The 12,598-nt window shown below is 39.5% G+C and carries 11 protein-coding genes; 4 read left to right on the top strand and 7 right to left on the bottom strand.

The window, feature by feature from the left end; translation table 11 throughout:
- The first annotated feature begins 304 nt into the window (after positions 1–304).
- The 4 genes from HUW51_RS03155 (at position 305) to HUW51_RS03170 (ending at position 6,235) form a co-directional block, all read left to right on the top strand.
- The gene (locus tag HUW51_RS03155) at positions 305–1,528 is read left to right on the top strand and encodes a glycosyltransferase family 1 protein (protein ID WP_185272552.1); all 1,224 of its coding nucleotides are present in this window, start codon (positions 305–307) and stop codon (positions 1,526–1,528) included.
- Positions 1,529–1,584: 56 nt separating this feature from the next.
- Positions 1,585–2,778, top strand: coding sequence for a UDP-galactopyranose mutase (glf, locus tag HUW51_RS03160; RefSeq protein WP_185272553.1), 1,194 nt, complete (start codon positions 1,585–1,587; stop codon positions 2,776–2,778).
- Positions 2,765–5,020, top strand: a complete 2,256-nt coding sequence (locus tag HUW51_RS03165; protein ID WP_228466924.1) for a family 1 glycosylhydrolase — start codon at positions 2,765–2,767, stop codon at positions 5,018–5,020. Before glf ends, HUW51_RS03165 begins: the two co-directional genes overlap by 14 nt.
- Positions 5,021–5,173: 153 nt before the next feature.
- Positions 5,174–6,235 carry an Ldh family oxidoreductase gene (locus tag HUW51_RS03170; protein WP_185272555.1) on the top strand — a complete coding sequence of 354 codons (1,062 nt, stop codon included), beginning with the start codon at positions 5,174–5,176 and terminating at the stop codon, positions 6,233–6,235.
- Between the two features lie 61 nt (positions 6,236–6,296).
- Here HUW51_RS03170 and HUW51_RS03175 read toward each other — a convergent pair whose 3' ends face one another.
- The 7 genes from HUW51_RS03175 to rpsD all read right to left on the bottom strand — a co-directional run bounded on the left by HUW51_RS03175 (position 6,297) and on the right by rpsD (position 12,562).
- Positions 6,297–7,130, bottom strand: coding sequence for a murein L,D-transpeptidase catalytic domain family protein (locus tag HUW51_RS03175; RefSeq protein ID WP_185272556.1), 834 nt, complete (start codon positions 7,128–7,130; stop codon positions 6,297–6,299).
- Between the two features lie 339 nt (positions 7,131–7,469).
- Positions 7,470–7,775, bottom strand: coding sequence for an FtsB family cell division protein (locus tag HUW51_RS03180; RefSeq protein WP_185272557.1), 306 nt, complete (start codon positions 7,773–7,775; stop codon positions 7,470–7,472).
- Positions 7,776–7,848: 73 nt separating this feature from the next.
- On the bottom strand, positions 7,849–9,126 hold the full coding sequence (gene eno, locus HUW51_RS03185; protein ID WP_185272558.1) for a phosphopyruvate hydratase: 1,278 nt from the start codon (positions 9,124–9,126) through the stop codon (positions 7,849–7,851).
- Positions 9,127–9,207: 81 nt separating this feature from the next.
- Entirely contained in the window at positions 9,208–10,311 is a 1,104-nt protein-coding gene (carA, locus tag HUW51_RS03190; protein WP_185272559.1) for a glutamine-hydrolyzing carbamoyl-phosphate synthase small subunit, read from the bottom strand.
- Between the two features lie 87 nt (positions 10,312–10,398).
- Positions 10,399–10,920 carry a 50S ribosomal protein L17 gene (gene rplQ, locus HUW51_RS03195; RefSeq protein ID WP_185272560.1) on the bottom strand — a complete coding sequence of 174 codons (522 nt, stop codon included), beginning with the start codon at positions 10,918–10,920 and terminating at the stop codon, positions 10,399–10,401.
- Between the two features lie 5 nt (positions 10,921–10,925).
- Positions 10,926–11,915 carry a DNA-directed RNA polymerase subunit alpha gene (locus HUW51_RS03200; protein ID WP_185272561.1) on the bottom strand — a complete coding sequence of 330 codons (990 nt, stop codon included), beginning with the start codon at positions 11,913–11,915 and terminating at the stop codon, positions 10,926–10,928.
- A gap of 41 nt (positions 11,916–11,956) precedes the next feature.
- Positions 11,957–12,562 carry a 30S ribosomal protein S4 gene (gene rpsD / locus HUW51_RS03205; RefSeq protein WP_185272562.1) on the bottom strand — a complete coding sequence of 202 codons (606 nt, stop codon included), beginning with the start codon at positions 12,560–12,562 and terminating at the stop codon, positions 11,957–11,959.
- Positions 12,563–12,598: the final 36 nt, after the last annotated feature.

The following is a 12,598-nucleotide window of genomic DNA, read 5'->3' on the forward strand; positions in this document are numbered from 1 at the left end:
TTAATCACATCTTATTTTATTGCAAAATTAGCAAATTAAATTCTATAAAATAATTGTACTTTTTATTGTTTCGATTTGATAATCAATAATTCAGTACAAAGAAAAAATACGGATTTTACAATCGGTCTTTCTACTTAAAAGCACAGGCATTAAGGTTTATTTTTAATATATGCAACATCTTTTTAAAAAATCTTGCGTATGGATGTTATGTAATTAAAACCCTTGTTGCTGCTAAGCTTTCGTTGAAAATTTCTTAATAAATTTCAAATTTATTTAAATGATAAAATAAGTGCACGTTACCTCTATGCTAAAATCTGACCACACCAGTTCTTTGACTCCTGAAGCAAAAAACCAAACTATTAACCTTAAGTCTACTGCGCCTACAGCTACAGATAACCTAGAGTCCTTTATTCAAGCAATGCCCGATGTTGTTTGTTTATCGCATTTGCGTTGGGATTTTGTGTATCAACGGCCACAACATTTGCTTTCGCGTTTTGCAAAACACACCCGGTTGTTCTTTTTTGAAGAACCTTATTTTTACGATGGCGCGAAACCCCGTTTAGAAGTAAGTCTTCGCGACCCGAATGTACACATTATAGTAGCGCACTTGCCGCATGGTTTAACGCCGCAGGAGTCTGACGCTATTCAAATAGAGTTAGTAAACAATTTTATTAAAGAGCAGCAACTTAATCGTTTTATTGCCTGGTATTACACGCCTATGGCTTTAGAAGTATATGGCCATTTGCAACCAGCCTTAACCGTATATGACTGCATGGATGAGTTATCGGCTTTTAAAGGCGCTTCGCCACGTTTGCGCGAGCTGGAAGTAGATTTATTTAAAAAAGCTGACCTGGTATTTACTGGTGGCCATAGCATTTACGAATCTAAACGGACACAGCACCCGGATGTATATGCTTTCCCGAGCAGCATCGATAAAGCCCATTTTGCGCAAGCGCGCACCGGTATGCCGGAACCAGAAGATCAGAAAAATATTCCGCATCCGCGATTTGGTTTTTATGGGGTAGTAGATGAGCGCTTTGATATTGAACTGTTGCGCGAAGTTGCTGCCTTACGCCCGGATTGGCACTGGGTAATTATTGGTCCGGTAGTAAAAATAGATCCGGCCATTTTGCCACAGGCAGAGAATATCCATTATTTAGGCGGAAAAGATTACAAAGAACTACCCGCCTATTTAAGCACCTGGGATGTAGCCACCATGCCTTTTGCCATTAATGAATCAACCAAGTTTATCAGCCCAACTAAAACTCCGGAATATTTAGCAGGTGGCAAACCCGTAGTTTCTACTCCCATACGGGATGTTATCCGGCCCTATGGCGATCAGAACTTAGTACACATTGCTTCTACTGCCCAAGAGTTTGTAACTGCCCTGGAGAAGGCCTTACAACAACGGGAAGATAAACAATGGTTAGCCGAAACAGATGCCTTTTTAGCCAATATATCCTGGGATCATACCTGGCAAAACATGGTAAGCCTTATTCAGATTGCCTTAACCGAAAAAACAAAGTAAGCTCCTTACTTTTCACTTATATCATTAATTGTTAAACTATTAAATTAAGAAAATATATGTTCGACTATCTTATTGTTGGAGCTGGCTTTGCCGGAAGTGTATTGGCCGAACGCCTTGCTACCCGTTCTAATAAAAAAGTATTAATCATTGATAAAAGACCGCATATTGCTGGCAACGCCTTCGATCATTACAACGAAGAAGGAGTTCTGGTACATAAATACGGCCCGCACATTTTTCACACGAATTCAAAAGATGTTTTTGACTATTTATCGCAGTTTACTGAATGGCGTTCGTATGAGCACCGCGTATTAGCCAGCGTAGATGGTCAGTTAGTACCAATGCCCATTAACCTGGATACTATTAATAAATTATACGGCTTAAATCTTACTTCTTTTGAATTAGAAGATTGGTTTGAGTCGGTAGCAGAGCAAGTGCCCGTAATACGCACCTCCGAAGACGTGGTAGTAAGCAAAGTTGGCCGCGAGTTATACGAAAAATTCTTCCGGAATTATACCCGCAAGCAGTGGGGCATGGATCCATCGGAATTAGATAAGTCCGTAACATCGCGGGTACCAACCCGCACCAATCGCGATAACCGTTATTTTACCGATACCTATCAGGCTATGCCATTAAATGGCTTTACGGCTATGTTCGAGAAAATGCTGGCGCATCCCAATATTAAAATTATGCTCAACACGGATTACAAAGAAATTATTGATGTAATTCCATTTAAAGAAATGATTTTTACCGGGCCCGTAGACGAGTATTTTGATTATAAATTTGGTAAACTACCTTACCGCTCGCTCGATTTTAAACACGAAACTTTAAACACCGAAACCTTCTTGCCAACGGCGGTAGTAAATTACCCGAACGAGCATGCTTATACCCGCATTACAGAGTTTAAATACTTAACCGGGCAAAAACATCCAAAAACCAGCGTAGTTTACGAATATCCGCAAGCCGATGGCGATCCGTACTACCCAGTACCGCGGCCCGAGAACGCGGAGTTGTATAATAAATACAAAAAATTAGCAGATCAAACCCCGAACGTACATTTTGTAGGGCGTTTAGCTACTTACAAATACTACAACATGGACCAAGTAGTGGCCCAGGCTTTAACGCTTTATAAAAAGTTAACCGAGAAAACCGAAGAAGATAAAGCTATTGCAGAAATTGAGAAGATCGTAATCAAAGGAAAATCCTTGAATGGATCTGCTATCAAAATCTCCAGTAAAAATGGCAATCATTGATTTATGGGGCGGAATTGAATGTAGTTGTAACCGGGTAGGAGAACAGTTCTTCGACCAGTTAAGCAGAAATGGTCACCGCGATCGGATTTCTGATCTCGACCTATTTGCTTCTTTAGGAATTAAAAAGTTACGCTATCCGGTGCTTTGGGAGCATGTGGCTCCGCAAAGCCTGGATCAGCCAGATTGGTCTTGGTCGGATGAACGGTTGCACCGCTTGCAGGAACTGCGCATTGAACCTATTTTGGGATTGGTACATCATGGTAGTGGTCCGGCTTACACCAATTTAACCAATGCTAATTTTGCCCCTTTATTAGCGCAATATGCCGGCATGGTAGCAGCACGCTATCCGTGGGCAAATTACTATACGCCCGTAAACGAGCCTCTTACTACGGCTCGTTTTAGCGGCTTATATGGGCTCTGGTATCCGCATGGCACCTCCGATAAAGAATTTATCCGGGCGTTGCTCAATCAGCTTAAGGGTACCAAAATGGCCATGCAGGCCATCCGACAAGTAAATCCGAACGCCCAATTAATACAAACCGAAGATTTAGGCCAAACCCATAGTACCAGTTTATTAGCTTACCAGGCTGCTTTTGAAAATGAACGCCGTTGGTTAAGTTTTGATTTGCTATGTGGTAAGGTTACTCCGGCGCATAAACTATATAAATATTTAATAAAATCCGGAGCAACTCCCGAGGAGTTACTAGAGTTTGAGCAAACGCCCTTACCGCCCGACATCTTTGGTATCAATCATTACATTACCAGCGAACGCTATTTAGACGAACACTTGACCTTGTTTCCGTTGCACACCCATGGCAGCAATGGCAGACATAAATACGCCGATGTAGAAGCCGTTCGGGTAAAAGGAATAGAGCGGGCCGGCATTAAAACCTTATTGCAGGAAGTTTGGCAACGCTACCAGGCTCCCATAGCTATAACCGAAGCGCATTTGGGATGCACCCGCGAAGAACAAATGCGTTGGTTTATGGAGGTTTGGGAAACAGCTACAGATTTAAAAAATTCCGGGGTAAACTGCCTGGCTGTTACTGCCTGGGCCTTACTGGGCTCTTACGACTGGAACTCATTACTTACCCGCAATAACGGCTTTTACGAAAACGGCATATTTGATTTACGGATTGGTGATCAGCCTTGGCCAACGGCTTTGGTTCCTATGCTGCAAAGCTTAAGTAATACGGGTAAGTATCACCACGATGTGTTACAACACAAAGGCTGGTGGGATCGGGAAGAACGTTATGCTTACTCGCATGGCGAAAAGTATATAGCCAAGCCTACGCACAAACCAATTCTGGATAAAAATCAACGCCCTTTACTCATTACCGGAGGTACTGGTACCCTGGCAAAAGCTTTTGCCCGAATTTGCCGGGATCGTGGATTATCTTATGTATCATTAACCCGGAAACAATTAGATATAGCCAACCCAGCATCGGTAGAAGCTGCTATTTCGCAGTATAATCCATGGGCAGTTATAAATACCGCAGGTTATGTTCGGGTAGATGATGCCGAAAAAGATCCGGAAAAATGCTACCGCGAGAACACCAAAGGTCCGGTTATTCTGGCAGAAGTCTGCCGGGAAAAGAACATTCAATTTTTAACTTTTTCTTCGGATTTGGTTTTTGACGGCGAAAAAGCAGAACCTTATACTGAAGAAGATACGCCTACCCCCCGGAATGTATACGGCAATAGCAAAGCCCTCGCCGAAAGTAGAATTTTAAAAATTTTGCCCGATGCTTTAATTATCAGAACCAGTGCCTTCTTCAGCAGTTGGGACCGCTATAATTTTGTTTATTTTGCTTTAAAATCGTTTTTGCAAGGAGCACCTTTTGTTGCGGCTAATGATGTAAAAATAACAGCTACCTACGTGCCAGATTTGGTACATACTGCCTTAGATTTATTGATTGATCGCGCAAATGGCATTTGGCACCTAACCAACCAGGGTTCTTATACCTGGGCCGAGTTAGCCAGATTAGTGGCAAATGTAGCTTTGTTAAAAAACGTGGTAATTCAGGAACAGCCCGTAAGTGTATTTCATTTACCGGCTTACCGGCCAAAAAACTCTGTTTTACAAAGTTCCAGAATCCGTTTGATGCCATCTATTGAAGATGCCTTGCACCGGTGCATACCAGCTTTAATGCAGGAATTACTGAAACAAAAAGAAGTAATAGATCAGGATGTAGATGTATTAGAAACAGAAGAAAACCTGAACCGGAAGTTAAGTGGTTAAAGTAAAATGTAAATATTTAAAAAGGCCGCCCATACGAGGGGTGGCCTTTTTTGTTTAAGTTAAATTAAAAGCTAATACCTTTGCTGCCGTTAGGTAATAATTTTTTTATAAACCTTATGCAGGGTTTATTCTAACCTTCAGGAATTTTTAAATATGTATTCGTATCAAAAGCTCTTCACATTTACTAAAAATATTTTCGAAAGCATCGGGTGCCCGAAAGAGGATGCTGACTTAGCCACGGAAGTATTACTTTCCGCTGATTTGCGGGGCATTGATTCGCATGGCGTAGCCCGGCTAATCGGTTACGTACGCCTTTGGGAAAGTAATCGAATTAATGCTACTCCTTCCATAAAAACCGTTCACGAAACTCCCAGTACCGCCGTGATAGATGGGGATAGTGGCCTTGGATTAGTTGTAGCTCCTAAAGCCATGGATTTGGCTATTCAAAAAGCACAAGTGGCGGGTACCGGTTGGGTTGCCGTTAAAAATTCAAATCATTTTGGTATTGCTGGTTACCACGCCATGAAAGCTTTACCGCACGATATGATTGGCATTGCAATGACGAACGCCAGCCCTTTAGTAGCCCCTACAAACTCTTTAGAACGTTTATTAGGTACTAACCCCATTGCTGTAGCCATTCCGGCCCAGGAGCAGCCCGCATTTGTAGCCGATTTTGCTACTACTACCGCCGCTAACGGTAAACTCGAAATTTTGCAACGGAAAAATCAGGAAGCGCCAACCGGCTGGATTCAGGATGCCCAAGGAAATATGTCAACTAACCCAAACGAATTAAAAGCAGGTGGTGCCCTAGTACCACTTGGTGGCGATACGGGAAGTCACAAAGGCTACTGTTTAGGTGCCACAGTCGATATTTTCTCGGCGGTATTATCGGGCGCTAATTATGGCCCCTGGGTACCGCCTTTTGTTAGCTTTCTGCCGGTAGCCCCCAATTTGGTAGGCGAAGGCATTGGTCATTTTTTTGGCGCTATACGTATTGATGCTTTCCGGCCAGCCAGTGAGTTTAAAACGCACATGGATAATTGGATTACCACCTTCCGCAACTCTAAATCAAAATCCAGCGATCAGCCAGTACTTATTCCCGGTGATCCCGAAAGACTTACCTCTGCTAAACGGCTGCAAGAAGGTATTCCTTTGTTAGACCCCGTAATTAAAGATTTACAAAGTTTAGCCCAACGTTTTTCATTAAGCTTTTAAGCTAAACAAAAAAGCCCTTCTATTAAAGAAGGGCTTTTTTAAAATTTTTAATTTCCAGAACTTATATAATTGTGTTTCCGGATTGCGTGTAATAAGCTAAAGCCGATTCCGCATCCAAATAATCCGAATTGTAATCTTTTTTATCCGCGTGAATAAAAAGACAGGTTTTATCTTTTACCTCATCAATAATCTTTGAGTAATTTTCCATAGGCAGAGCCGGGCAACCTTGGCTGCGGCCTAAGCGCCCATGCTGCGCAATAAAATTATCGCTTACATAATCGGCACCGTGCATAACCACGCAACGCTCCAGAGCATTGGTATTAAAATCTTTATCTTTACCAACCAGTTTTAACGATTTACCGTGCTTACCGTAATAAATATTTTGGGTTACGTAAAAACCTAAACTACTTTTCTCGGAACTTACGGTATTGTCAAATTCCTGGGCTATGTTATCGCCGGAATTTTTACCATGAGCCACCAACGAATTAAAAAGTACTTTTTTAGCAGCTAAATCAATTACCCAAAGGCGTTTCTCCGTAGACGGTTTATTAAAATCTACTACGGTTAATAACTTTTTATCGGATAATTGGCCTTGCGCTTTCAAGTTAATATACCCCAGCAGAGCTTCGTTAAAAACATCCAGAGATAAACCACTTTGCTCTAAACCAATCTCTTCGTATAATTTATAAACATCTACCTGAAAAGCCGCAAACCGGATTGCCTCGGAAGTAGCCGCCGATAAATGTGTTTTCTGAGTTTTAGTATCATGATTATTACTACCGGCTGGCAGCGAAAAATGCGCAAAGAAAAAAGGCGCTAAAAACGGAATAATACGCCTGATGCGACGATTCCCTTTTTTTACTTTCCGGATAATACCTTTATTTTCCTGTACCATTTCTTTTTCTGTTTTATTAAGAGAAAAATGATTTCTCTAATAGTACCACACTCTTTTTACGTTATTAAACGCAAAAGTCCTGTAATCTTGCAATTAACAGGTTGTACAATTTTGATATTATATGTACTAAACGCAGTTTTATGCTGCAAAGTTCATGTACTACTTTTGGAGGTTTAAATTAGCACAGTAAAACTCCGGCATTAAAAGCTTTAAAAAGTAACGAATTTATGCTGCTAAAAAATGCCCTTTTTTAAAAATTTATGATTTTCAGATTTTCTAAAGAAGTAAACGCTATAAAAAAAGCCCTGTTAACTACAGGGCTTTCTTCATATACTAGGTTTATTTTTTCTCCGGTTTTTTCTTTACCAGAATAAATACTTCTTCTGTAGGGCGTTTCATGTAATATTTTTCCCGCGCATATTTTTCCAGAAGCTCCGGATTACTCATGAGTTCCGTCCGATCTTTTTGTACTTCGGCTATTTTCTGCAAGTAATATTCTTTATCAGTTTCTAAATCATTCAACTTTTTGCTCATCTGATATTGAGTCACAAAATCATTGGAATCAAAAAAAAACATCCACACTAAAAATGTTACTGTAGATATAAAGTAAAAGCTTCTGACAAATCTAGGCACCCGTATCCGCATATATCAAATATAAAAAAATAACAGGACGGTAAAACAAATATTTACCGTCCTGCTAATCTGAATTTTTAAAAAATTACATTTTTTTACCCGGGAAGTAAGCAGTTTCTCCCAGTTCTTCTTCTATGCGTAGTAATTGGTTGTATTTAGCCATCCGATCGGAACGTGAAGCAGAACCTGTTTTAATCTGACCGGTATTTAAAGCAACCGCTAAATCGGCAATGGTATTATCTTCCGTTTCGCCAGAGCGGTGACTCATAATGCTCTTGTACCCATTTCTGCGGCCCAGGTTAATAGCATTTATGGTCTCGGTTAACGTACCAATCTGATTTACTTTAATTAAAATAGCATTAGCTATTTTCTCATCAATTCCTCTTTGCAACCGGTTTACGTTTGTTACAAATAAATCGTCGCCTACTAATTGTACTTGGTTGCCAATCGATTCCGTTAATGATTTCCAGCCAGTCCAGTCATCTTCATCCATACCATCTTCAATAGAGATAATCGGATATTTTTTACTCCAATCTGTCCAGAAACTAACCATTTCAGAAGAAGTAAGTTTATCTCCTGTAGATTTTTTGAAGTGGTATTGGCCAGTAGAGGCATCATAAAACTCAGAAGCAGCAGCATCCATCGCAATCATTACTTCGTCGCCAGGTTTCCGACCGGCTGCTTCAATGGCCTGCAATACTACTTTAATGGCATCTTCGTTGGATTTAATGTTAGGAGCAAATCCTCCTTCATCGCCCACGTTGGTAGATAAGCCTTGTTTGTGCAGTACATTTTTTAAATTATGGAAAATCTCAGAACCCCAGCGCATCGCTTCGGTAAAGCTGCTTGCTCCAACGGGCATAATCATAAATTCCTGAAAATCTATTGAATTATCTGCATGGCTTCCACCGTTCAAGATATTCATCATAGGAACTGGTAACGTATTGGCATTTACTCCACCCACGTAACGATACAGTGGCATCCCCAATGCCTCGGCCGCAGCCCGAGCAATGGCTAAAGAAACGCCCAGTATGGCATTAGCTCCTAGTTTTCCTTTGTTAGAAGTACCATCTAATTCTAACATGATAGTATCGAGCTTATTTTGCTCAAATACATTTTCGCCAATTATTTCATCAGCAATTATATCGTTAACATTCCGCACAGCGTTTAAAACGCCCTTACCCATGTACTGCGATTTATCACCATCCCGTAACTCAACAGCTTCGTGCTTACCGGTAGAAGCTCCTGATGGAACTGCTGCACGACCGATATATCCATTATCTGTGATTACATCTACTTCTACCGTAGGATTACCTCTTGAATCGAAAATCTGACGTGCTTTTACGCTTGAAATTAAAGTCATCTTTTATAACTGGTTAAATTAAACTAAGAACAATATTAAATGCAATACTAGCAATAAAGTGGTAAATAACTTAGAAGTATATTAACCATTTTTAAGTAATTGAATGAAATTATCAAAAAGGTAATTAGAATCGTGTGGCCCAGGCGAGGACTCAGGATGGTATTGAACAGAAAATGCTTTTTTACCTTTTATACGGATACCTTCAATGGTTCCATCATTTAAATTAATGTGAGTTACCTCTACATTCTCGTTATTTTTGATGGCTTCGGCATCTACGGCAAACCCGTGGTTTTGCGAAGTAACTTCGCATTTGCCGGTTATTAAGTTTTTTACCGGATGATTTAAGCCCCGGTGACCGTTATGCATTTTATATGTGGCAATGCCATTAGCTTGAGCCAAAACTTGATGCCCCATGCAAATGCCAAATAAAGGTCTGTCCCGTTCCAAAATCCGGTTTACGCTTTCCACTGCCATGGTAGTTGCCGCAGGGTCGCCTGGGCCATTAGAAATAAAGTAACCATTAGGCCCCCAAGCTTCCATCTCTTCAAACGAAGTATCAAACGGAAAAACTTTACACTCACATCCCCGGCTAACTAAGTTGTGAATAATATTTTTCTTAACTCCTAAGTCCAAAATCGCTACTTTAAATTCAGGATTCTCCGGTTTTAAAGTATATTCTTCTGAAGTACTTACCTGTGAAGCAAGTTCCAGTCCATGCATGGATGGAGTGGCATTTAACTTTTCTTTTAAAACTTCAACATCCGAAATTTCCGAAGATATAATGGCGTTCATAGCACCTTTGTGTCGTATATGACGCACCAGTTCTCGGGTGTCAATCTCGCATATACCTACTATGCCTGCTTTTTCAAAATACTCTTGTAAAGAACCCTCAGCCGATTGACGGGAGAAAAAATCAGAAAACTCTTTACAAACTAATCCTTTAATTTGAATTTGTTCTGATTCAACTTCTCTGTTAAGAACACCATAATTTCCTACGTGCGAAACTGTAGTTATAACAATTTGCCCGTAATAAGAAGGATCCGTAAAAATTTCTTGATATCCTGTCATGCCGGTGTTAAAGCATAATTCACCTGAATTAGTACCAATGCACCCTAAGCTTTTTCCGTGCCATTGCGTACCATCCGCCAATAATAAAATAGCATCAACTGCTTTCTTCTCTTTCATAGACTAAATTTTTCTCAAAAATAAAAAAGGGATATGAAGTAAATCATATCCCTTTTAAAAATTTATGAATTAGTTAAAATCACTTTATTAAACTTCTTCGTTAGTTGCAACAGGGGCATCGGTATTGTTAGTTGTTGTAGAAGCATCATTAGTAGTAGAAGCAACAGATGCATTATCTTTCTTCTTACCACCTCTTCTTCTAGTTCTGGTTTTTGACTCGGAAGCAACACCAGAAGCACCTAACATTGCTTCGTTATAATCTACTAACTCAATAATACACATATCCGCATTATCCCCTAACCGATTGCCAGTTTTAAGAATACGGGTGTACCCTCCCGGACGATTTGCAATTTTGCTGGAAACTTGATCAAACAATTCTTTTACAGAATCTTTGTTTTGCAAGTATGAGAAAATTGTTCTTCTGGAGTGAGTAGTATCACTTTTAGATTTTGTTAATAAAGGTTCTACATATTTACGTAGCGCTTTTGCTTTAGCAACTGTTGTAGATACCCGTTTATGCAGGATCAATGACGATGCCATGTTAGACAACATTGACTTACGATGAGCCGATGTTCTGCCTAAATGATTTATTTTTTTACCGTGTCTCATTTTAATTAATCTTCATCTAATTTGTACTTGGACAGATCCATACCGAAATTCAAACCCTTCTCTTCCACTAAGTTTTCCAATTCAGTTAGGGATTTTTTACCAAAATTCCGGAACTTCATCATATCCTGCATATCTAACTGCACTAAATCGCCTAAAGTTTTGATATCTGCTGCTTTTAAACAGTTGTAAGCACGAACAGATAAATCCATATCATGTAATGGTGTTTTCAAAACTTTGCGCATATGCAACATTTCTTCATCTACCGCTTCCTCTTCTTCCGGTTTAGCAGTTTCAAAAGTCATTGTATTGTCTGAGAACAACATGAAATGCTGTATCAAAATATGAGCAGCTCCCTTTAATGCTTCTTCAGGATGAATTGAACCATCAGTTTGAATATCAATAGAAAGCTTTTCGTAATCTGTTTTTTGCTCTACCCGGGTATTTTCAATGCTGTACTTTACATTTTTGATAGGAGTAAATATAGCATCAATGGCAATTTGTCCGAATACCTGCTCATTAGGTTTATTTTCATCAGCAGGAACGTAACCGCGGCCTTTTTGAAGAGTTAATTCAATTTCAAAATTAACTGTTGGCTCTAAATGACAGATTACAAGCTCTGGATTTAAAACTTGAAAACCATTTGTAAATCTGCTAATATCTCCCGCTTGGAAAGTATTTTTATTAGAAATGGTTACAGTAATTTTGTCTTCTATAGCTTCGCTTACTTTTTTGAATCTCACCATCTTCAAATTAAGAATAATTTCAGAAACATCCTCCATTACACCTTCGATGGTAGAAAATTCATGTAATACCCCAGGGATGCGAATAGCTGTAATAGCATATCCTTCTAAAGAAGATAATAATATTCTTCTAAGAGCATTGCCTATAGTTACACCGTATCCTTTTTCCAAAGGTTTAAATTCAAATTGACCATGAAAGTCGTCGGCTTTTTCCATAACAACTTTCTCTGGCATTTGAAAGGCTAATATTGACATATAGTGTAATATTATATTTATGAATATTAAAATTCGGGAGCTTATTTAGAATAAAGCTCAACGATCAATTGCTCCTGAATTTTCTCAGGTATTTGATCCCTTTCTGGTTCAGAAACAAATTTTCCAACCATGTCTTTTCCGTCCCACTCTAACCAGTTAAACTGACGAACGTTACGTGTACTTAAACTTGTTGTGATTGACTCAAGAGATTTGGATTTTTCCCGAACACCAATTGTTTGACCAGGTTTTAAGCTGTATGATGCAATGTTAACTATTTCTCCGTCAACTAAAATATGTTTGTGCAACACAAGCTGACGAGCAGCTCTACGAGTTGGAGCAATGCCTAAACGATATACCGTGTTATCTAATCTTGCTTCTAGTAAACGGAGTAAGTTTTCACCAGTAATACCACCTTTGCGGTGCGCTTTATCAAACAAATTAGCAAATTGTTTTTCTAAAACACCATACAAGTATTTAGCTTTTTGCTTTTCCATCAACTGGATAGCATATTCAGACTGCTTTTTTCTTCGGCCTCTACCGTGCATACCTGGAGGATAAGCTTTCTTTTGTAAAGCTTTACTTGCTCCAAATATAGGTTCATTAAATCTTCTTGAAATTTTGGTCTTTGGACCAGTATATCTTGCCATCTTATATCAAATCAGGACCTAAAAAGGTCTACCATT

Origin of the sequence: Adhaeribacter swui, assembly GCF_014217805.1 — a bacterium.
Classification (GTDB): Bacteria; Bacteroidota; Bacteroidia; order Cytophagales; family Hymenobacteraceae; genus Adhaeribacter; species Adhaeribacter swui.